Annotated in this window: 17 protein-coding genes; 7 read left to right on the top strand and 10 right to left on the bottom strand. The window is 62.2% G+C overall.

Annotated elements, in window-relative coordinates:
• Positions 1–831: an amino acid ABC transporter permease gene (locus tag KVG91_RS12915; RefSeq protein ID WP_169376407.1), complete on the bottom strand. Its 831-nt coding sequence runs from the start codon at positions 829–831 to the stop codon at positions 1–3.
• Positions 828–1,649 carry an ABC transporter substrate-binding protein gene (locus KVG91_RS12910; protein ID WP_169376406.1) on the bottom strand — a complete coding sequence of 274 codons (822 nt, stop codon included), beginning with the start codon at positions 1,647–1,649 and terminating at the stop codon, positions 828–830. The genes KVG91_RS12915 and KVG91_RS12910 overlap by 4 nt, the downstream gene beginning before the upstream one ends.
• Before the next feature lie 111 nt (positions 1,650–1,760).
• Here KVG91_RS12910 and KVG91_RS12905 point away from each other — a divergent pair, with 111 nt between their 5' ends.
• Positions 1,761–2,657, top strand: a complete 897-nt coding sequence (locus KVG91_RS12905; RefSeq protein WP_169376405.1) for a homocysteine S-methyltransferase family protein — start codon at positions 1,761–1,763, stop codon at positions 2,655–2,657.
• Between the two features lie 131 nt (positions 2,658–2,788).
• On the opposite strand, the gene KVG91_RS12900 is transcribed toward KVG91_RS12905, so the two are convergent.
• Genes KVG91_RS12900 through KVG91_RS12890 form a run of 3 tightly spaced genes read right to left on the bottom strand, consistent with a single transcriptional unit; the run spans position 2,789 to position 4,552 of the window.
• Positions 2,789–3,460 carry a GNAT family N-acetyltransferase gene (locus KVG91_RS12900; RefSeq protein WP_169376404.1) on the bottom strand — a complete coding sequence of 224 codons (672 nt, stop codon included), beginning with the start codon at positions 3,458–3,460 and terminating at the stop codon, positions 2,789–2,791.
• Between the two features lie 10 nt (positions 3,461–3,470).
• The gene (locus tag KVG91_RS12895) at positions 3,471–3,917 is read right to left on the bottom strand and encodes a GNAT family N-acetyltransferase (protein WP_169376403.1); all 447 of its coding nucleotides are present in this window, start codon (positions 3,915–3,917) and stop codon (positions 3,471–3,473) included.
• The gene (locus tag KVG91_RS12890) at positions 3,914–4,552 is read right to left on the bottom strand and encodes an FMN-binding negative transcriptional regulator (protein ID WP_169376402.1); all 639 of its coding nucleotides are present in this window, start codon (positions 4,550–4,552) and stop codon (positions 3,914–3,916) included. Before KVG91_RS12890 ends, KVG91_RS12895 begins: the two co-directional genes overlap by 4 nt.
• An 87-nt stretch (positions 4,553–4,639) precedes the next feature.
• Here KVG91_RS12890 and pdxR point away from each other — a divergent pair, with 87 nt between their 5' ends.
• Complete coding sequence (gene pdxR, locus KVG91_RS12885) at positions 4,640–6,178, top strand: MocR-like pyridoxine biosynthesis transcription factor PdxR (protein ID WP_169376401.1); 1,539 nt, start codon at positions 4,640–4,642, stop codon at positions 6,176–6,178.
• 50 nt (positions 6,179–6,228) lie between these two features.
• Here the strand turns inward: pdxR and KVG91_RS12880 are convergent, their stop codons facing one another.
• From KVG91_RS12880 to aspA, 4 genes are all read right to left on the bottom strand, one after another.
• Positions 6,229–10,848, bottom strand: a complete 4,620-nt coding sequence (locus KVG91_RS12880; protein WP_169376400.1) for a hypothetical protein — start codon at positions 10,846–10,848, stop codon at positions 6,229–6,231.
• A gap of 99 nt (positions 10,849–10,947) precedes the next feature.
• Positions 10,948–11,925, bottom strand: a complete 978-nt coding sequence (locus tag KVG91_RS12875; protein WP_169376399.1) for an asparaginase — start codon at positions 11,923–11,925, stop codon at positions 10,948–10,950.
• Between the two features lie 76 nt (positions 11,926–12,001).
• A complete protein-coding gene (locus KVG91_RS12870) occupies positions 12,002–13,447 on the bottom strand; it encodes an alanine/glycine:cation symporter family protein (RefSeq protein ID WP_169376398.1) in 1,446 nt (481 codons plus the stop codon).
• Between the two features lie 473 nt (positions 13,448–13,920).
• Positions 13,921–15,345, bottom strand: coding sequence for an aspartate ammonia-lyase (gene aspA / locus KVG91_RS12865; RefSeq protein ID WP_017739004.1), 1,425 nt, complete (start codon positions 15,343–15,345; stop codon positions 13,921–13,923).
• Between the two features lie 182 nt (positions 15,346–15,527).
• Between aspA and KVG91_RS12860 the strand changes: the two genes are divergently transcribed.
• From KVG91_RS12860 to KVG91_RS12840, 5 genes are all read left to right on the top strand, one after another.
• Entirely contained in the window at positions 15,528–16,436 is a 909-nt protein-coding gene (locus tag KVG91_RS12860; protein ID WP_169376397.1) for a LysR substrate-binding domain-containing protein, read from the top strand.
• Between the two features lie 331 nt (positions 16,437–16,767).
• Complete coding sequence (gene purE, locus KVG91_RS12855) at positions 16,768–17,259, top strand: 5-(carboxyamino)imidazole ribonucleotide mutase (RefSeq protein ID WP_003176980.1); 492 nt, start codon at positions 16,768–16,770, stop codon at positions 17,257–17,259.
• Positions 17,260–17,271: 12 nt separating this feature from the next.
• Positions 17,272–18,357, top strand: a complete 1,086-nt coding sequence (locus KVG91_RS12850; protein ID WP_169376396.1) for a 5-(carboxyamino)imidazole ribonucleotide synthase — start codon at positions 17,272–17,274, stop codon at positions 18,355–18,357.
• Positions 18,358–18,463: 106 nt separating this feature from the next.
• On the top strand, positions 18,464–18,709 hold the full coding sequence (locus KVG91_RS12845; protein ID WP_003231726.1) for a GlsB/YeaQ/YmgE family stress response membrane protein: 246 nt from the start codon (positions 18,464–18,466) through the stop codon (positions 18,707–18,709).
• Positions 18,710–18,783: 74 nt separating this feature from the next.
• Positions 18,784–19,320, top strand: coding sequence for a DUF3299 domain-containing protein (locus KVG91_RS12840; RefSeq protein WP_169376395.1), 537 nt, complete (start codon positions 18,784–18,786; stop codon positions 19,318–19,320).
• 129 nt (positions 19,321–19,449) lie between these two features.
• Here KVG91_RS12840 and KVG91_RS12835 read toward each other — a convergent pair whose 3' ends face one another.
• Entirely contained in the window at positions 19,450–20,349 is a 900-nt protein-coding gene (locus KVG91_RS12835; RefSeq protein ID WP_169376394.1) for a D-hexose-6-phosphate mutarotase, read from the bottom strand.
• Positions 20,350–20,402 lie beyond the last annotated feature (53 nt).

The following is a 20,402-nucleotide window of genomic DNA, read 5'->3' as shown; positions in this document are numbered from 1 at the left end:
TCAACTGCGACGCACATAGCCTTTGCCGTAATGCCGCTCCATGCGCGCCTGGATCAGCTCAAGGCCCAACGACATCACCCAGTAAATGATCGCCGCCGTGGTCAGCATTTCAATATAGCGGTAGCTGGAACGGCCATAGGACTGGGCCAGGAACATCACTTCCCATACGCCCATCACCGAGATCAGCGACGAATCCTTGAGCATCGAGATGAACTGGTTGGTGGCCGGCGGGATGATGGTGCGCATCGCCTGGGGCAGGGTGACGTGCCAGAAGATCGCGCTGTCGCGCATGCCCAAGGCAAGTGCGGCTTCGCGCTGGCCTTGGGCGACGCCAAGGATGCCGGCGCGGAAGATTTCGCTCAGGTAGGCGCCGTAGTTCAGCGAGAGCGCGATGATTCCGGCGACGATGGCGCCCGGTACCAGACCCAGTTGGGGCAGGCCGAGGTAGATCAGCAGGATCTGGATCAGCAGCGGCGTGCCGCGAAAGAACGACGCGTAGAAACTCGCAATGCCGAAAGCCACTGCGCTTCTCGACAGACGGCCCAGTGCCGTGACAAACCCCAGCACCGAAGAAATCCCGATCGAACACAGGCACAAAAACAGCGTCAGCGCCGCGCCTTGCAGGAAACCGTTCGGCGCCAGGTGCAAGCCCATCAGGTTGGGCAGCTTGTCGAGAATGATCGAGAACTTCAGGTCAAAGCTCAGGAAGAAACTGGCGAACAGGCACAACAGCGCGGCCCAGGTCAGGTACAGCCGGGTGCGAAAACCGAAGAGCCGCTGCCATCGCGACTCACTGACCGGCGGTTTGGGCGGTGTGGGGAATGCAGTCATTGGCTGATGTCGGCGCCGATCCATTTTTGCGACAGCTTGCTCAGGGTGCCGTCCTGTTTCAACTCGGCGAAGACCTCACGCACCTTGCTGTCCCACTGCGGGTCGCCTTTTTCGATGGCCACTGAATTGGGTTCCGAATACAGCGGCTCGCCGGCCAGCTTGAAGCGCTTGTCCTGTGTCAGGCGCGGTTGGGCGGTGACCAAGTTGGTAAGGATCGCATCCAAGCGCACGCCGGCGCCCAGGCCCAGATCCTGGAACGCCACGTTGTCGGTGTCGTAGGGGGCGATCTGCACGTCTTCGAACGGGTACTGCAACTGGGTGTCTTCAGCGCCTTCGATCACCAGGTTTTTGTTCAGGTAGCTTTCATAACTGGAGGCGCTGGTGAGGCCGACTTTCTTGCCGCTCAGGTCCTTGGCGCCGTGGATGCGATCGTCCTTGGCGTTGACCACGATCACTGCCGGCGAGGCGTAGTATTCCACCGGGAAATCGAACACTTCGGCGCGGGCCTTGCTCGGGGTCATGGAGCAGATGCAGATGTCATAGCGACCGCTCCAGCGGCCGGCCGCGATCACGTCCCAGGAAGGGGTTTCCAGGCGCAGCTTCACACCCAGTTTCTGCGCCACCGCCTTGGCCACATCCACGTCGAAACCATCGAGCTGGTTCTGGTCGTTCAGAAACGAGAACGGCGGGTAGCTTTCCATCAGCACGCCGACCAGCTCTTTGCGCTTCTCGACCCGGTCCAGCGTGGCACCGCCGAAGGCTTGTGTCGAAGCAGCCAGGATCGTCAGGCCCAGGGCCAGCAGCGGTTTAAGTTTCACGGGAGACACCTTTGAAAAAAGAGTTGTTATAAACAGAATTCAACGTATTAAATAGTTATAAGAACGACTCTCATAGTGAGTTATTTTCATAAGCTTATGAGTAAAAAGCATATGGCCACAGCAACAGTGATTCTCGACGGCGGCATGGGCCGTGAACTGCAACGTCGCGGTGCGCCGTTTCGGCAGCCCGAATGGTCGGCATTGGCCTTGAGCGAAGCGCCGCAAGCGGTGGAAGCGGTGCATGCGGCGTATATCGACAGCGGTGCCAATGTCATCACCAGCAACAGCTACGCGGTGGTGCCTTTCCATATCGGCGAAGAACGCTTCGCTGCGCAAGGCCAGGCGTTGGCGGCGCTGGCTGGCGAATTGGCGCGGCGGGCAGTGGACGCATCCGGCAAGGCGGTACGTGTGGCGGGCTCACTGCCGCCGTTGTTTGGTTCGTATCGGCCCGATCTGTTCCAGCCACAGCGCGTCAGCGAATTGTTGACCCCGCTGGTGGTAGGCCTGGCGCCGTTCGTCGACCTGTGGCTGGCCGAAACCCAGAGTTCGATTGCCGAAGCGCGTGCGATCCACGCGGGGTTACCACAGGACGGCAAGCCGTTCTGGCTGTCGTTTACCCTCAAGGACGAAGACACCGACGACGTACCGCGCCTGCGCTCCGGCGAACCGGTTGCGCAAGCGGCCGAAGCGGCGGCGCAGTTGGGCGTGCAGGTGCTGCTGTTCAACTGCAGCCAGCCGGAAGTGATCGGTGATGCCATTGATGCCGCGCGCCAGACGTTCGAGCGTCTTGGCGTACAGATTGCCGTGGGTGCCTACGCCAACGCCTTCCCGCCGCAGCCTGAGGAAGCCACGGCCAACGATGGCCTGGACCCCTTGCGTGAGGATCTGGACCCGCCGGGTTACTTGCATTGGGCGGCGGACTGGCAGGCGCGCGGCGCCAGCCACCTGGGTGGATGCTGTGGGATCGGGCCGGAGCATATTGCGGTGTTGGCCCAGAAACTGAGGTAGTTGACCCACACCGATCTAAATGTGGGAGCTGGCTTGCCTGCGATGCAGACAAATCGGTGTACCTGATGTATCGAGTTGATGCCATCGCAGGCAAGCCAGCTCCCACAGAAGATTTGTGGTGTTTTAGAGGATCAGGCCCGGCACTCGGCCAGGGTCTTCAACTGGCCCGCTGCCGTCTGGTTTGCCTGCGACAACCATTGCTCAAACCCCGCTCCAATCGCTGGCCATTCGCCGTCGATGATCGAATACCACGCCGTATCCCGGTTCTGTCCCTTCACCACCATGTGCTGGCGGAAAACCCCCTCAAAACTGAACCCCAACCGCTCGGCCGCATACCGGGAACGGGCGTTGCCGTTGTTGCACTTCCACTCCAGCCGGCGATAGCCCTGGTCGAACGCATACTTGGCCAGCAGGTACACCGCCTCGGTGCTTTTGGGCGAGCGCTGCATGGGCGCGCCGAAGGTGACGTGGCCGATCTCGATACGGCCCTGGGCCGGGACGATGGACATCAGGCTGAGGATGCCTTGCACGTCGCCGCTGGCGCGGTCGATCACGGTGAAGAAGTACGGGTCGCTATGGGCGGCGTGGTTGTTCAGCCATGCGTCGAACGCGGCGCGCTCGGCAAATGGCCCGTAAGGCAAGTAGTCCCACAGCTTGGGATCGGCGCCAGGACCTTCGAGGGCTTGCCACAGGCCATCGGCGTGGCGCGCGGGGTCGAGTTTTTCCAGGCGGATAAAGCGCCCTTCGAGCTGTTCAACGGTCGGCGCCGGGGCGCCTTTCCAGTTGGCCGGGGAAGTGGGCATGCTGCGCTCCTTAGAGACCTTTGCGAAATTGGATGAAGCCTGGGCGTTCGGCGATGCGTTCATAGAGTTGAATCGCGGTGGCGTTGGTTTCGTGGGTCAGCCAGTGCACCTTGCAGCAACCATCGGCCTTGGCGGTGGTGTAGACGAATTCGATCAATTTTCGCCCAACGCCCGTGCCGCGCTGGGACGCATCCACCAACAGATCCTGCAGGTAGCAGGAGTTCTCGATGCTCCAATTGGAGCGGTGGTAAATGAAATTGACCATGCCCACCGCCTTGCCGTCCTGCCAGGCCAGCGCCGAATGGGTTGGCTCACCGGTGTCGATCAGGCGCTGCCAGGTGCTTTGGCTCACGGCGTTCGGCAACTCGGTGTTGTAGAACTTCAGGTACGCCCGCCACAGCGGCAACCAGGCGGCATGGTCGTTGGCGGTGACTGGGCGGATCTCGATCTGGCTCATTCTGAAGCTCCTGGGGGAATAAGGCGCGCGAGGGTTTGGTCGCGCATATCGGTGCTGGCGGCCAAGCCGTCGCGTACGCCGGCGATATCGGCCGGGCTGCGGTTCTGGCTGAGTTTGCGCTTGCCGAGCAGGCGCTCGATCGGCAGGGCGAAGCCGACGATGGCCTTGAGCATGCCTTCAATGTAGTCCGCCGGTGCGTCGCTGACTTTCCACGGTTGCGCACGCTTGCCTTCATGGCGGTTGGTGAGTGCGGTGACCACGCCGAGCAACCGCTCGGCGTCGCTGAATACCTCAGCCTTGCCGTAGGCGTGCACGGCGATGTAGTTCCAGGTCGGCACCACTTTGCCGTGCTCGGCCTTGGCCGGGTAGAACGCCGGGCTGATGTAAGCCTCGGCACCGGCAAAGATCACCAGGGCCTCGCTGCCGTTTTGCAGGTCTTGCCACTGTGGGTTGGCCTTGGCCAAATGCCCGTAAAGTGTCCCGTTAGGGCCTTCATCGGGGTTGAGCAACAACGGTAGATGGCTCGCTTGCAAGCCTTGCTCGCCCAAGGTGACCAACTGCGCCAGGCGAGTGTGCTGGATCAGTTGCTGCAATTGGGGCAAATCATCGAGGGCAAAAGCGCGTGGTGTGTACATGGAAATAGTCCTTGGCGAATGCCTGCATCCTAGGCAGGCTAATGGCCCGTTGTAAGAGCCACCTGACTCCAATTCGATAGGTCCAATATGTCAGCTGTGTCACCGCCACTTTCATTCAACCCCGCTGGTATCGAGCTGGATCGCCGTCAGGGCCTGACGCGCCAGCTGTATGACGCCCTGCGTCAGCGAGTGCTGGATGGGCGGCTGGTGGGCGGCACACGCTTGCCCGCGAGCCGCGACCTGGCGGCGACGCTGTCGATCTCGCGCAACAGCGTCGTACGCGCCTACGATCAGCTGTACGCGGAAGGTTTTATCGAAAGTCGGGTAGGTGATGGCACCTACGTAGCCAAGCTACCCGCTGCGAAAAAACTATCCACAAAAGTATCCACAGGGTTTTCAACAGGCTTATCCCCAGGCTTATCCACAAATTGGCTGGATTTTCCGGTCAAATCGCCAGCCGAAGTTATCCACAACCCGGCGTTGAGCCGCCTGGAAAATAACCATTTGCCTGCACCGCCACCCGGACCACCACGGGCATTTCGGGTAGGGGTACCGGCGTTTGACCTCTTTCCCTTTGAGGTATGGGCCAAGCTGAATGGGGCTTTCTGGCGTAAACCCGACCTGGCAAAGCTCTGTTACGGCGACCCGGCGGGAGATGATCGCTTGCGTGGCCTGATCGCCGCCTACCTGCGCAGCTCGCGGGGCATGCAGTGTTCGGCTGAGCAAATTGTGATCACCAGTGGCGCGCAGCAGGCGATCAGCCTTTGTGCACAGCTGTTGGTGGCGCCCGGCGAGGGCGTGGCGGTGGAAAATCCCGGCTACCGCGCCGCAGGCCATGCGTTCGCGCTGGCGGGCGGACGATTGCACGGTGTGCCGGTGGACGCCGAGGGCATTGATTGCCACGTGCTCAATAGCCTGCAGGAATGCCGGCTGGCCTATGTCACGCCTTCGCACCAGTACCCGTTGGGCGTGGTGATGAGCCTGGCGCGGCGCCTGGAATTGCTGGCCTGGGCCGAGCGCACGCAGGGTTGGATCATCGAGGACGATTACGACGGAGAGTACCGCTACAGCGGCGCGCCCCTGTCGCCGCTGGCCGCGCTGGACCGTAACGGGCGAGTGCTCTACGTCGGTACCTTTGGCAAGGTGGCTTTTCCGGCGTTGCGCCTGGGCTATCTGGTGCTGCCGCCGGGGCTGGTGGATGCCTTCGCACGGCGCCGCGCGGTCGACATGCGCCACTCCGAGGTGAGTACCCAGGCGGTGATGGCCGAGTTTATGGCCACCGGGCATTTCCAGCGGCATATTCGCCGCATGCGCCGTGCCGCCTTGAGCCGGCGCAATGCGCTGCTGGCCGGTTGGCCAAGCGGGCTTGAAGGCGTAGGCCAATTGCCGCGGGTTGCGGCGGGGCTGCACCTGACCGTGCGCGTCAGCAGCCTGGCCCGCGAGCAGCAATTGCTGGCGCAGGCTCACGCGGCGGATGTCGAGATTAACGGCTTGAGCAGCTACTGGCTGGCGCATTCGACCACGCCGTCGGATCAGCGTGCCGGTTTGGTGCTGGGTTTTGCCGCCGTGCCCGAGGCCGGGATCGCCCAGGCGCTGGCGCGTTTGCGTCATGCCTGGCGGGAGTGATGGGTGCCAATGATCTGGGGCGAGGAGGATGGCGATAGACAGCGCCCCGCTTATTGAGTGCTTCGCTCAGTGCCGCGGCTGGACCCGGGCTGTTCGAAGAACAATTGTTTGGCCTGCGCCAGGCTGATCTGGCTTCGAAGGAACGCGACCTGCTGTTCGTAGTTCAAGCCTTTCGGGGTCTCGGCTGCCGCGCCCAATCGATGCTCGGCGACGGTTTTTAAACGCGCCGACAGATACGCCTTGGGCGGCGTCCATTGGGTGCTGTAATGAAAGTGGGCGTACCAGAGCACCTCACCGGTTTGCTGGTCGGCGATGGTGTACTCGTCGAGATAATCCGGCTTGTCGCTTTTCAGGCGGCGCCGATTGAGGGTTTTCTTGAGGATGATCAGGTTGCGATTTTTCATCCACTCGATGCCGGCGGCGGTGGGCGGGTGCTGTTTGAGCGCGCTCAAGACCTGCTGGCCGCTGCGCTCGTACACGTCCTTGATGGCCTGGCTCAGGGCTGTGCGGATTTCGCTGGCCGCGGGCGTGTCGGATTCGTTGCTGTGGGTCAGCGCGTCTTCGATGGCGGTGCTGGCCTGTTCCAGCCTTCTGGCCTGCCGGTGGTACAGCAGCTCCAGGCCGAAGGGCGTGCGATCCGCCTTTGCGGCGACGGTCCGGGCGCGCTCGTAGAACGCGGGCAGTTCGTTCAGCAAGACCTGACCGGCGTCGATGCTGGCCTGCAGATCCGGGGTCGAAGTGCTCGGCGGCGGGGTTTTTAGCCGCTCCACCCAGACCCCCTTGGGCTTTTCGTGAAAGGTGGCGATCACTTGACGGGTCAGCGGAGAGCGGATTTCCACCAGCCAGGTCTGCTTGGCCACATCCGCCAGGCGTGGTTCACCGATCAATTGGCCGTGGTAGCGCGTCTTGATGAATTTGCGTTGCGGGCTGGGCGGGGTCGGGGGTGGAGTCGGGCGTTGCCTGAGGATGTCGCGTTCGGTGCTGAGCAGGCCCAGTTGGGCAATGGCGCGCCGCCTGTACTCGCTCAACTGGTCGCGCAGCTCCTTGAGTTGCGACGCGATGGCCAGTTCGGAAAACTCTGCGGGGAAGTCCTGCAGACGCTCGTCGAGCAACTGGAATTGCTCCACCAGGCTGCTCAAGGTGTCGATGCGCTCGTCCAGGCGCGATTCGCTCTGTTCGCGTAAGGTATCGCGCAGGCACTGGATGGCAATCTGCGCGGTGTCGATGATCCGCCCGATGCCCTTCCAGGCTTCGGGAGCACTGGTCAGCGTCTCTTCGGGCAGGCACAGGTCGCGTGCTATCTCGATCTGCAACGCCTTGAGGTCGTCGCTGCTGTAGGCCGGTAATGCGCTTTTGGTAGTGCACGTCAGGCGAGCGCCGTCCTTGCCAAGCGTGGCCAGCTCATCGAAGCGGGTCTGCATGTATTCCAGGTGCTTGATCATCTGCGTATTCAGGGCGGCCAGTTGCCGGGCGTTGTCGACATTGCGCGCCTGCGGCGCCTCGTCGAGGTGTTCGAGTTGATTGAGCGCGGTGCGCAGCCTGGGAGTGAACTCGACCAGCGTCTGTTGAAGAGCCGCCTTGGTCAGTTCGGTTTGCACCTTGAGGTAAGCCAGGGCTTTTTGCGGATAGTCCGGTGTGGGCGCATGCACGCTCAGTGTCTTGAGCTTCTGTAAGGCGTCCTCATAACTTGAGCGCTGTTCGCTCAGGGTCTGCAGGTAACTTTGCCGGCGTGCCTGGGCTGATGTGGAAGGGCCCGTTTCCATGGCCTGTTGCGCTTGCTGCAATTGTTGCTGGGCGGTTTTCTTGCCTTCTTCGAACTCGCTCAGTTGTTTGCGCAGTTCCTGCGCACGTTTTTGCGCCACCTCCCGAGCTTTTTTCTCGAGAATCTTGGGCCCGCCGCCGCGCAGGTGCAGGCGCGCATCAACGAACCATTGGCCTTGGCGATTGTGCAGCAGCGGCGGACCTGTGCGTTCCGGCTGGGCGGCATCGACGATCAGCACCGTGCCGTTCTCGTCCACCTGCACCTGGAACCAGCGCTCGCCCACCGGCGCGTAATATTGCTTGCCGCTGCGATAGAGGTGCTGATGGGTGCCTTCGGCAGTGATGGCATCGCCGAGATTGTCCGGTTTGGATACCTTGAAGCGGTCCAGCACCACCCCCAGTCGCGTCGGCGCGCGATTGATCGCGCCGCTGATATGCAGGGGTTGTACGTGGTCGATGGGCAGCTTGTCGCTGGTGAGGGTGGCGGCCTGGGTGACGCTGGGTTTGGGAGGGGGCACAGGCTCGGGCGCGAACCCCGGTTTGCTCGTTTTGGCCTTGTCGGCCTGGCGCGGTGGCGCTGTACGTATTGCGCTGTGCAACGCGATGGCCATGCCGAGGTTGAGCAACAGGTCGGTGAGGGCGGCGCTGGATGATTGTTGGTCGTTGTTTTGTTGGGCGTCGGCCACTTGCTGCAAGTCGTCCATGATTTGCCAGACCCAGGCGGCGGCGCCCACGGTACGTCCGAGGAACGGCAGCGCTGCGTTGAAAATCATCCAGCCCGCGCGCTTGAAGGTCGCCCAACGGGCTTCGGCATTCGACACTGATTGCCGGTCCGCCAGTTTCACCAATGCTTTTGCATTTGCCTGGAACAGGCTGGCCGCCACGTCACCTTCCATGACCGCGCTACTCAGGCCCAATGGCCCGCTCAGTATCAGCAATTTGCTCGGGTCCACCAAGAAGTCAGCCACCAACCAGGGCGAGGGCAAGCTGCCGGGGAACACGTAGCGCTCGTAGTCCCCGCGTACCCCATCGGGCAGCCACGCCAGCACCGAGTCGCGCAGGCTGTCGGATTGCTGGATGGCGTACAGCAGGTTGGCGGGCGAAGGGTGCTGGGTCAGCGGCTGGTCGAGCAGCGGCCGGTACAACAGGCAAGGCCCGGCTGCCATGTCCTGTGGGCCGATCACGAACATGTTGTCGACGACGTCCGGCGTAGCGTCCAAGCGCCGCGTGGGGACAAAACCCAGGCGACGGATAACGATGGATTTACCCTCCACCTGGCGGTCGGTGGCCTCGGCCTGCAACGCCGCCACCACGTAGCGATAGCCACGTTCATCGATGCCGGCCTGTTGGCGGATTTTGTATTGCAGCGCCAGCAAGGGCAGTTGGATGCGCAAATGTTCAATATACAAGCCCTGGCGGCGTGACGACTCGGTGGGATCATCCAGCAGCTTTTGCTTGATCAACGCCGGATAGCTGGCGCCGATATCCACGCGAGTGACCAGCGCTTCCAGGTAGTCGATGGTCAGCCAGTCGGGCAGCTTCTGCGTGGTGTGTCCGGTGAGGGTCTTGATGCCCAGGGGCAGGGCGATGAGGTTCTGCAAGGCCAGTTCAGTCAGGCTGAACAGCGTCGTGTCCAGCTTGCCCGGCACGGCGAAGACACCCCACAACACGGGGCTTTGCACCTTGATCTGCAGGTTGCCAAGCATCACATCGGTGGCGTCCGGGTGCTCCTTGAGCATTTCGGCGGTCAGGCGTTCAAGGGCGAACTGCTGGATGGGCGCAATCCCGTCCTGATAGGACGCGCGCTGAGTTCGGTTATGTAATGCCGCCAGGTCTTTCAGATGACGTGAATAGGCGTTCAAGTCGGTAACGGCGGCCTGGCTCAGCCAGTCGGGCAGGGCGTGACGGTACCACTGTAAGTCGGGACCATTGCCCTTGGCCTGGCGGTTCGGCGGACCGGCCAGCGCGGCGTGATCGTCGTCAGTGCCGCGCAGCTCGGAATAATTCAAGGTGGCGATGGCTACTGTCTGGATGCTGATCATGAGGCAGGCCAGGTAATCGAAGAAACTGCCCTCAGGCTCCACCAGGCGCCATTGGAGCTTTTCGCGTGGCGCCAGCAGCGCCAGGTCGCTGCCCAACTGTTCAAGACTCGCGTACTTGCTGTAGCCCCGCAGCACCCAGTAGGCAAGGATCACCTCCTGCCCAGCTTGTTTGCCGATCAGCACGCTGATCACATTATCGAGGCTGTGGTGGACCTTGCCCTGCTCATCGATCCGGTCAATGTCGATCACGTAAGCGCGAGTCGCATAGGGGTCGGCGACGGTTCGCTCAGCCAGGTCCGGTGCCTTGAACAACTGGCGCGCCATCCGGCAATCCTCGGTGGTCCAGCCCTTGACCTCCTGCACATTCCAGAAGTCGCGCAACACATTGGATAAGGCCAGCCAACGTGGGCTGCTGTCGTCGTCGATCTGGTTCAAGTAGTCCAGCTGGATTTGCTGGTAACCGCGCAGCATCACTGGGGCCAGGGCGTTGAGCATGCCGGCGATATCAAGGACGCTCACCGGCAAGTGCACAGGCGGTTCGCTGATCGGCAGTTGGGTGAGAAAGTGTTCTCCTTCGATATACAGCGCCGGTATCGCCAGCAACGCCTGATCTTCGAGGATATCGGTGAGCGCCTGATAGGTGGGCGGGTGAGCGACCACTTGGTCGTTGACGACCTCCCAACGGGGCGTGCCGAGCATCGCAATATTCGGGTCGATATCCAGCTGGGGGTAATGCGCCTTCAATTGCTCGCGCAACAGCACGGCGGCGGCCTCGCGAAACGCGGGGCCGGTGTACATCTGGGTGAGCAGGGCCAAGGCAAGGCTGCGGCGTGCGGCGCTTTTGGGAACGGCGATGGTAGCGGTCATAGACAATCCTGACGGGCAAAAAATGGCAACGACCCGAAGGCCCGAGTTGCCATGCTAGAAAATGCGTCGTCAGCAAAGGCGGTGATTATGTACGGGCGCTCACCCCAGCTCGCCGCACAGGTTGGTTTCTACCAGTTGGCGAACGTGCTGAATATCCAGCCCGGCACCCAGCAACGCGTTGAGCTTGCCGAACGCCGCTTCGCGGGTCATGCCGCCACCGGACAGCACGCCCACGCCACGCAACCGGCTGCCGGCTTCGTAGACATCCAGCTCCACGCCGCCTTCATGGCATTGGGTGATCGCGACGACGACAATCCCTTGTGCCTGAGCGCGCGCCAGGCTGGCGAGAAATTCGGGGTTATCGCTTGGGCCGGTGCCGCTGCCGAAGCATTCCAGGACCAGTGCCTGGATGCCGCTGTCGATCGTGGCGTCCAATTGGGCCGCGCCGATGCCTGGCACCAGCGGCAACACCGCGACGTTGGCCAGGGTTTTGGGCTGGCGGTAGTCCAGGGCTGCCGGGAGCGTGCCCACCTGGGCGACACCGCCGTTGCGCTGCAGGGCCGCAAAGGGATGGCGGCCGAAACTGCGAATTTTCGCGCAGCGGGTCGGCGCCATCAGCGCGCCGTGGAAGTACAGTTGCACACCCGGCGCCAGGCCCTTGCCCAACGCTTGCAGCGCGCCGCTGACGTTTTCCCAGGCATCGCTGTCGGGTACGCCGGCAGGCAACATCGAACCGGTAAACACCACCGGCGCCGGCAGGCCCAGCAGTTGGAAACTCATGGCCGCCGCGCTGTAGGCCAGGGTGTCGGTGCCATGCAGGATCAGTACGCCGTCACAGCCTTGGCCCACCGCTTCAATCACCGCCGTGCGCAGGCGCTGCCAATAGGCCGGAGTCATGTTGGCGCTGTCGATCAGCGGGGCCATTTCCTGGAAGCGCCACACCGGTACTGGCTGGCTGGCCAGCTGTTCGCGCATGCGCGCCTCGAAACCGGACGCGGGGGCCAGGCCGTTGGCGCTGGCCTGCATGCCGATGGTGCCACCGGTGTAGAGCACCATGACGTTATTAGCTGACTGCATCGAAGAATCTCCTGAACGAAAAACGCCGCACGGCCCCGAGCATGCCCAAGGTCGTGCGGCGTGTCATCTACTGCGCTTAGCGTTGCACTTGAGCATTCAGCTCAGCCGCGGGAGCCGCTTGCGGTTTGACCGGATTGGCCGGCCAGGCCTGGCGGTCCAAGTCCAGGTCAGGGAACTGGCTGGAGTCGAACACTGGGGTCTTGATGCCCGCCGCACGCTGGTTGTCATAGTCGTTCAGGATGCGCATGGCGATCTTGAACAGGAACGCCAGGGCGAACAGGTTGACGAACGCCAGCAGGGTCATGGTGATGTCGGCGAAGGCGAACACGGTGCCGAGGTTCTCGATCGAACCCCAGAAGATCAGCACCAGCACCAATGCGCGGTAGCCCATCAGCACCTTGCGGTTGTTGCCGACCAGGAAGCGCAGGTTGCTCTCGCCCAAGTAGTAGTTGTACATGATCGACGTGAACACGAATAACGCCAGGGCCACCGAGATGAACATGCGGCCCCAGTCGCCGACCACCGCAGCCAGGGAATTCTGGGTCAGGGCAATACCGTCGCCTTCAAAGCCAGGCGTGTAGAAACCGGAGAGCAGAATCAGCAAGGCGGTGCAGGTGCAGATCACGAAGGTATCGAGGAACACGCTGAATGCCTGTACCACGCCTTGGGCAATCGGATGTTCCACCGACGCCACGGCGGCCACGTTGGGCGCACTGCCCAAACCGGCTTCGTTGGCGAACACGCCGCGTTTCACGCCCATGATGATCGCGCTGCCCACCAGGCCGCCGAAGGCTTGGTCAAGGCCGAAGGCGCTCTTGACGATGGTCGCGAGCATGGCCGGTACGTGGTCGAATTGCAGCACGATCACGTAGAGGGTCACGGCGATATAGACCAGGGTCTTGACCGGCACCAGCAGGTCGGCGATCGAGGCGATGCGCTTGATTCCACCGATGAACACCAGGCCCAGCAGCACCGCCAGCGCCAGGCCAGTGTAGGTGGTGTCCAGGCCAAAGGCGTTGTTCAGCGAGTGGGTCACGGCGTGGGCTTGCAGGCCGTTAAAGGCGAAGCCGAAGGTCACCAGCAGCAGGAACGCCATGACCATGCCCAGCCAGCGTTTATGCAAGCCGTGCTGGATGTAATAGGCCGGGCCGCCACGGTAGGTGCCTTCGGCGTCGGTGCGCTTGTACAGCTGGCCGAGGGAGCATTCGATAAAGCTCGACGACATGCCCACCAGCGCGGTGACCCACATCCAGAACACGGCGCCCGGGCCACCCAGGGTCACGGCAATGCCGACACCGGCAATGTTACCGGCACCGACGCGGCCGGCCAGGCTGAGCATCAGCGCCTGGAACGAACTGAGCTGGCCGGCGCTGCTTTTCAAGCTGTCGCGGAACACTGAAAACATGTGGAAGAAGTGACGCAACTGTACGAAACGCGAGCGAATCGTGAAATAACCGCCGAGCCCGACAATGAGCACGATCAGTACTTTCCCTGAGAGGAAGTCGTTGATGACTTCGAGCATGGAGTGTTCCTCGCTGATTTTTCTAATGGCAAACGCAGGAGGGTTCGACGCCATCGCATCGCACCAGGCAGTGCGCGACAGTTCGACCCCAATCCTTTTGCGGGTTGTTATTCATGCGGTTTCGCGTTGTATCCGGGCCTCGTTACCGACGACCGCGCACGCGAAGAGGGGCGGCACTATACCTAGGCGAGCGTCATCCGTCTGCCCGGGCTGATTAAAGGTTTCACCAAAGTCCTTATGGCTACACCCGTTGACTGTGGGAGCCGGGCTTGCCCGCGATGGCGGTGGGTCAGGCAACAGTGATGCCGGCTGATCCACCTCATCGCGGGCAAGCCTGGCTCCCACAGGGTATTGCGGTGTTCGGTGGAGCGTATTTCCAAGTTAAAAAAAAGGGCCTGAAGAAACGAGCCTTCAGGCCCTCAAAAGGTGAGAGGTGTCTAGTCCCTCAGCCTGGTGAGCGGTGCAACAAACGCTTAGGCCTTCAACGGGACCAAGCGTGGGGCAATCATGTTTTCGGGGCGCAGGATGTCGTCGAGCATGGCGTCGTCGAGCAAGCCTTCTTCGCGCACCAGTTCCAGTACGCCGCGGCCGCTTTCAAGGGCGATCCGCGCGATGCGGGTGGCGTTTTCATAGCCGATGTACGGGTTCAGCGCGGTCACCAGGCCGATGGAATGCTCCACCAGCTCACGGCAGCGCGCCTCGTTGGCGGTGATGCCGACGATGCAGTGCTCGCGCAGCATGTCCATGGCGCGTTGCAGCAGGCGGATCGAGTCGAAGATCTTGAAGGCGATCAGTGGCTCCATCACGTTCAGTTGCAGTTGGCCGCCTTCGGCCGCCATGGTCAGGGCCAGGTCGTTACCGATGACTTGGAACGCTACCTGGTTCACGGCTTCCGGGATCACCGGGTTGACCTTGCCGGGCATGATCGAGCTGCCTGGCTGACGCGCCGGCAGGTTGATCTCGTTGATCCCGGTGCGTGGGCCGCTGGACAGCAGGCGCAAGTCGTTGCAGATCTTCGACAGCTTCACCGCGGTGCGCTTGAGCATGCCGGAGAACAGCACGAACGCGCCCATGTCGGAGGTGGCTTCGATCAGGTCGGCCGCCGGTACCAGCGGCTGGCCGCTGATGGTGGCCAGGCGTTGCACGGCCAGGGCCTGGTAGCGCGGGTCGGCGTTGATGCCGGTGCCGATGGCGGTGCCGCCCAGGTTCACTTCGGTGAGCAGCTCCGGCGCGAGGGTTTTCAGACGTGCCAGGTCTTCGCCCAGGGTGGTGGCGAAGGCGCGGAATTCCTGGCCGAGGGTCATCGGCACGGCGTCTTGCAGTTGGGTGCGGCCCATTTTCAGCACATGGCCGAACTCGACGCCTTTGGCGGCGAACGCCTGGATCAGGCTGTCGAGGCTGGCGAGCAGCGCGTCATGGCCCAGCAGCAGACCCAGACGGATCGCGGTCGGGTAGGCGTCGTTGGTCGACTGCGCCATGTTCACGTCGTTGTTGGGGTGCAGGTACTGGTATTCGCCCTTCTGGTGGCCCATGGCCTCCAGCGCGATATTGGCGATGACTTCGTTGGCATTCATGTTGGTTGAAGTGCCGGCGCCGCCTTGAATCATGTCCACCACGAACTCTTCGTGGAAATCGCCGCGGATCAGGCGGGCACAGGCTTCGCTGATAGCTGCGTGCTTGGCTTCGCTGAGCTGGCCCAGTTCGCGGTTGGCGTCAGCCGCCGCTTGCTTGACCATTGCCAGGCCGACCACCAATTTCGGGTAATGCGAAATCGGAACACCCGAGAGGCGGAAGTTGTTCACCGCTCGCAGGGTCTGGATGCCGTAATACGCTTGGGCAGGTACTTCGAGTACGCCAAGCAGGTCTTTTTCTGTGCGGAAAGATGCAGCGGAGGACATGACGGAAATCATCTCGATAAGGACCCGGAACTGGCCGGAACGCTGCGAATGCTAGGCGTGTGAAAGTTTTTGGGCCAATGCTGTTAAACACTGGCCTATGCACAAACGGCATAATGCAGGTGTGACCCAGCTATGATGGCGGGCGTGTGTGCCAAAATGGTGCGTACCCGTGGGAGGACGTGATGAACCTTGAGAGCAAATGGCTGGAAGACTTCAGCGCCCTGGCGGCCACCCGTAGTTTTTCCCAGGCGGCGGAGCGGCGCTTTGTCACCCAGCCGGCGTTCAGCCGACGCATCCGCAGCCTCGAAGCCGCGTTGGGCCTGACCTTGGTCAACCGCTCGCGCACACCGGTGGAATTGACCGCAGCGGGGCAATTGTTCCTGGTCACTGCACGCACCGTGGTCGAACAGCTCGGTGAAGTGCTGCGCCATTTGCATCATCTGGAAGGCGGGCAGGGCGAGGTCATGCAAGTGGCGGCGGCCCACTCCTTGGCGCTGGGCTTCTTCCCCCGTTGGATTGCACAACTGCGCAACGAAGGTTTGAACATTGCCACGCGGCTGGTCGCCACCAACGTGGGCGACGCGGTGCACGCCTTGCGCGAAGGCGGCTGCGACCTGATGCTGGCGTTCTACGACCCGGATGCGGCCATGCAGATGGACGCCGAGATCTTCCCGTCACTGCACCTGGGTAACACTGAAATGCTCCCGGTGTGCGCGGCCGACGCCGAGGGCAGGCCGTTGTTCGACCTGGAAGGCGAGGGCAGCGTGCCGTTGCTGGCCTACAGCGCGGGCGCGTTCCTGGGCCGCTCGGTCAACCTGTTGCTGCGCCAACGTGCACTGCGCTTTACCACCGTGTATGAAACCGCCATGGCCGACAGCCTCAAGAGCATGGCCCTGGAAGGGCTGGGCATCGCCTGGGTGCCGCAGTTGAGCGTGCGAGCTGAACTGGCTCGCGGCGAGCTGGTGGTGTGCGGCGGGCCGCAATGGCATGTGCCGCTGGAGATTCGCCTGTATCGCTGTGCATTGGTGCGCAAGGCGAATGTGCGGTTGTTGTGGCGCAAGCTGGAAGGTGGCGCGGCGCAAGGCACTTGAAAACGATGAAGATCGAATGTGGGAGCTGGCTTGCCTGCGATTGCGGTGTATCAGACGACATTTCAGTCACTGGCCCACTGCTATCGCAGGCAAGCCAGCTCCCACAGGGTTCGGGGTGTTTTCGCTGACCTGTAAGTCAATAAAACCGTCGCTTTGGCCGGCAAGACAGATGGTCATCCCAGGGGCTGTTTATCTGAATTATTACGGTATACTGCGCGGCCTTCGGCCGGTCCAATCGGCCAAAATTCGTACAACAAGCCACGCTGGATTTCCCGCGTGGCTTGTTGTTTTTTGACGCGCCTGCGGGCGCCCAGAGAGAAGAGGCACGACGATGAGTGCATTGGTTGGCGTGATCATGGGCTCCAAGTCCGATTGGTCCACCCTTAGCCACACCGCCGATATGCTGGAAAAACTCGGCATTCCGTATGAAGTGAAGGTGGTCTCCGCCCACCGCACCCCGGACTTGCTGTTCCAGTATGCCGATGAAGCAGAATCCCGTGGCATCGAGGTGATCATCGCCGGTGCCGGCGGTGCGGCGCACCTGCCGGGCATGTGTGCGGCCAAGACCCACCTGCCGGTGCTCGGCGTGCCAGTGCAGTCGGCAATGCTCTCGGGCGTGGATTCGCTGTTGTCCATCGTGCAGATGCCGGCCGGTATTCCGGTGGCGACGCTGGCGATCGGCAAGGCCGGCGCGATCAACGCAGCCCTGCTGTCCGCCAGCATCTTGGGCGCCAAGCACCCGCAGTTCCACGCGGTGCTGAAGAAATTCCGTGCCGAGCAGACAGACAGCGTGCTGGACAATCCAGACCCACGAATCGCCTGAGGTTATTGATTGATGAAAATCGGTGTAATCGGTGGCGGCCAATTGGGCCGCATGCTGGCCCTGGCGGGTACCCCGCTGGGGATGAATTTCGCTTTCCTGGACCCGGCGCCGGACGCTTGTGCGGCGGCCCTGGGTGAACACTTGCGCGCCGACTACAGCGACCTGGACCACCTGCGCCAGCTGGCCGATGAAGTCGACCTGGTGACCTTCGAGTTCGAAAGCGTCCCGGCCGAAACCGTGGCCTTCCTGTCGCAGTTCGTGCCGGTGTACCCGAGCGCCGAAGCCCTGCGCATCGCTCGCGACCGCTGGTTCGAAAAAAGCCTGTTCAAAGACCTGGGCATTCCGACCCCGGCCTTCGCCGACATCCAGTCCCAGGCGGACCTGGACGCCGCCGTCGCCAGCATCGGCCTGCCGGCCGTGCTCAAGACCCGCACTCTGGGTTACGACGGCAAGGGCCAGAAAGTGCTGCGCAGCGAAGCGGATGTGGCCGGCACCTTTGCCGAGCTGGGCAGCGTTCCTTGCCTGCTGGAAGGTTTCGTGACGTTCACCGGCGAGGTGTCGTTGATCGCCGTGCGCGCCCGTGATGGCGAGATCCGTTTCTACCCGCTGGTGCACAACACCCACGTCAACGGCATCCTCAAGCTGTCCGTGGCCAGCAGCGATCACCCGCTGCAGGCATTGGCCCAAGACTATTCCAGCCGCGTGCTCAAGCAGCTGGACTATGTTGGGGTGATGGCGTTCGAGTTCTTTGAAGTCGACGGCGGCCTCAAGGCCAACGAAATCGCACCGCGCGTGCACAACTCCGGGCACTGGACCACCGAAGGCGCCGAGTGCAGCCAGTTCGAGAACCACCTGCGGGCGGTCGCCGGCCTGCCGCTGGGCTCCACGGCCAAGATCGGCGAGAGCGCCATGCTCAACTTCATCGGCTCGGTGCCGCCGGTGGAGCGGGTCATCGCGATCGAGGACTGCCATCTGCATCACTACGGCAAGGCCTTCAAGGCCGGGCGCAAGGTCGGTCACGCCAACCTGCGCTGCAAGGACCGTGCGACGCTGCAGGCACAGATCCTCAAGGTCGAGGCGTTGCTCGCCGAGCAATAAGCCTCGGATCGACGGGAACCATTGGTTGCCGACGTCTCTCTGATTGCAGGATGGCAAAGCCTGACTAGGCTTTGCCATGACTCACATTCAATCAGAGGGAAATGCCATGGGTATCATCGGAACCATCTTCATCGGCTTGATCGTCGGTCTGCTCGCGCGGTTCCTCAAGCCAGGCGACGACAGCATGGGCTGGATCATGACCATCCTGCTGGGTATCGCCGGCTCCCTGGCCGCGACCTACGGTGGTCAGGCGCTGGGTATCTACCAGGCGGGCCAAGGCGCGGGCTTCCTCGGTGCCTTGGTAGGCGCCATCGTGCTGCTGGTGATCTACGGCCTGATCAAAAGAAAATAAGCCGACAAAGTCCTCTGCGCTGCGCAGGCGCAGAGGGCTAGAATGCTCGGCACCTGTACTTGCCGAGCTTCTTCATGCGCCGTCTTCTATTGACTCTCCTCTTGCTGGGCCCAGGCCTGGCGCACGCCGGCCAATTGCCGGAAACCGACTGGCTCGACCTGATGCCGTTGTCGGATCAAAAAGCCCTCGAAGCCATGCCCGAGATCGATCACAACTCCCCCGAAGCCCAAGGCACTTTTACCGATAAAGGTGGCTTGAAGCAGAGCAAGGGGTTGCCGGCGGTGATGTATTCCACCAAGACCGTGGCGGCCATGAACGGCAAGAACATCCGCATTGGCGGCTATCCTGTCCCGCTGGAAACGGACGCCAAGGGGCGCAGCACCTTGTTTTTCCTCGTACCGTATCCGGGCGCCTGTATCCATGTGCCGCCTCCGCCGCCAAACCAATTGGTGCTGGTGCGCTATCCCAAGGGGTTGAAGCTGGATGATATCTACACGCCGTTGTGGGTTACGGGGACGTTGAAGGTGGAGAAGGTCAACAATGACCTGGCCGATGCGGCCTATGCGCTGGATGCGGGGAAGGTGCGGGTCGTAAAGGAATCCGATCTCTAAGCCGCAACACCGGCCAATGTGGCTGGCTTGCCTGCGATAGCATCACCTCGGTGCAACTGACGCACCGAGTCGCCTGTATCGCAGCGGTGCGGCGGTCCGACAAGCCAGCTCCCACATTTTGATCGGCGTCTACAGGGCAATACCGCTGATGCTTACACCCAGGGTATGGCTTTCGCCGGGTGCCAGGCTGACCACATCATCCAGCACATTCGCCGTCTCGATGCACAGCATGCCCTGCCAGCCATCATCGGCCATGTCATCGAACGCCTTGGCGCGCTCGGTCCAGGGATTCCAGATCACGGTCGACTTGGAACCCTCGGCCGTAAGTTGAATGCGGCGTTGCCAGTCTTTGTCGACAATAGCCAGCTGGGCTGGGGTGTCGAGATAAATGCGGTCAGTCTCGGCGGTGAAGTGCAGCAGGCCGGACTGCTGCTTCTGCGTCCAGCCATCGGCCGTATCGATATACGTCGCCCCGTCCAGGCCTTCGACCTGCACGTTGCGCACATCGCTCACGGCGAAGTAGGTGTGCAGCGCCTGACTGAAAGTGACAGTGTCAGTGTCTTGGTTATGGCTGGTCAGCCGGATACGCAACTGGTCGTCCAGCAACAGGCTGAGCTTCAGGCCTACCTTGTGGGGCCAGCCGGGGAACCTGCCTGCGGGCACCGGCAATACCAGGTCGACGCGCAATGCTTCGCCTTCAAATTCGGTTGCTGCCAACTCCCAGAGTGCCGTGCGCGCAAAACCATGAGCGCCGGTCGGCTGATCGCTCTGGCGCATTGCCTTGACGCTCTGCGGGTTGCGGTCAAACACCCCAAACCACGGCCAGCACACTGGCACACCGGTACGAATGCCTTTGCCCTGCTTGAATACCGCTTCAGGGTTTGGCCAGATCAGCGGCTGCTCGCCGACGCGCCCGTAGCTGAAAATGTGCGCGCCCTGTTGCGCCACCATCAGTTCGGCGCCGTTGTGGCGGATGCGCCAGCAGTCCAGCTCGTCGATTTTCAGGCTTTCAACATGGGGCGTAGGCATGGCAACACTCTTCTATGGCAGGCAATGGGGCAATTGACCGTCAAAACCCGGCG

The sequence above is a fragment of the Pseudomonas azadiae genome, assembly GCF_019145355.1.
Lineage (GTDB): Bacteria > Pseudomonadota > Gammaproteobacteria > Pseudomonadales > Pseudomonadaceae > Aquipseudomonas > Aquipseudomonas azadiae.
Note: the sequence above shows the minus strand (reverse complement) of the source record. Positions and strands in the feature narration are given on the sequence as shown.

What these genes read in the sequence shown, in the direction of transcription:
- KVG91_RS12835 (WP_169376394.1), bottom strand. Translation starts at nt 20,349, where the DNA reads ATGCCTACGCCCCATGTTGAAAGCCTGAAAATCGACGAGCTGGACTGC.
- pdxR (WP_169376401.1), top strand. Translation starts at nt 4,640, where the DNA reads ATGTCAGCTGTGTCACCGCCACTTTCATTCAACCCCGCTGGTATCGAG.
- KVG91_RS12880 (WP_169376400.1), bottom strand. Translation starts at nt 10,848, where the DNA reads ATGACCGCTACCATCGCCGTTCCCAAAAGCGCCGCACGCCGCAGCCTT.
- KVG91_RS12890 (WP_169376402.1), bottom strand. Translation starts at nt 4,552, where the DNA reads ATGTACACACCACGCGCTTTTGCCCTCGATGATTTGCCCCAATTGCAG.
- aspA (WP_017739004.1), bottom strand. Translation starts at nt 15,345, where the DNA reads ATGTCCTCCGCTGCATCTTTCCGCACAGAAAAAGACCTGCTTGGCGTA.
- KVG91_RS12845 (WP_003231726.1), top strand. Translation starts at nt 18,464, where the DNA reads ATGGGTATCATCGGAACCATCTTCATCGGCTTGATCGTCGGTCTGCTC.
- KVG91_RS12900 (WP_169376404.1), bottom strand. Translation starts at nt 3,460, where the DNA reads ATGCCCACTTCCCCGGCCAACTGGAAAGGCGCCCCGGCGCCGACCGTT.
- KVG91_RS12915 (WP_169376407.1), bottom strand. Translation starts at nt 831, where the DNA reads ATGACTGCATTCCCCACACCGCCCAAACCGCCGGTCAGTGAGTCGCGA.
- KVG91_RS12875 (WP_169376399.1), bottom strand. Translation starts at nt 11,925, where the DNA reads ATGCAGTCAGCTAATAACGTCATGGTGCTCTACACCGGTGGCACCATC.
- KVG91_RS12905 (WP_169376405.1), top strand. Translation starts at nt 1,761, where the DNA reads ATGGCCACAGCAACAGTGATTCTCGACGGCGGCATGGGCCGTGAACTG.
- KVG91_RS12860 (WP_169376397.1), top strand. Translation starts at nt 15,528, where the DNA reads ATGAACCTTGAGAGCAAATGGCTGGAAGACTTCAGCGCCCTGGCGGCC.
- KVG91_RS12895 (WP_169376403.1), bottom strand. Translation starts at nt 3,917, where the DNA reads ATGAGCCAGATCGAGATCCGCCCAGTCACCGCCAACGACCATGCCGCC.
- purE (WP_003176980.1), top strand. Translation starts at nt 16,768, where the DNA reads ATGAGTGCATTGGTTGGCGTGATCATGGGCTCCAAGTCCGATTGGTCC.
- KVG91_RS12850 (WP_169376396.1), top strand. Translation starts at nt 17,272, where the DNA reads ATGAAAATCGGTGTAATCGGTGGCGGCCAATTGGGCCGCATGCTGGCC.
- KVG91_RS12870 (WP_169376398.1), bottom strand. Translation starts at nt 13,447, where the DNA reads ATGCTCGAAGTCATCAACGACTTCCTCTCAGGGAAAGTACTGATCGTG.
- KVG91_RS12840 (WP_169376395.1), top strand. Translation starts at nt 18,784, where the DNA reads ATGCGCCGTCTTCTATTGACTCTCCTCTTGCTGGGCCCAGGCCTGGCG.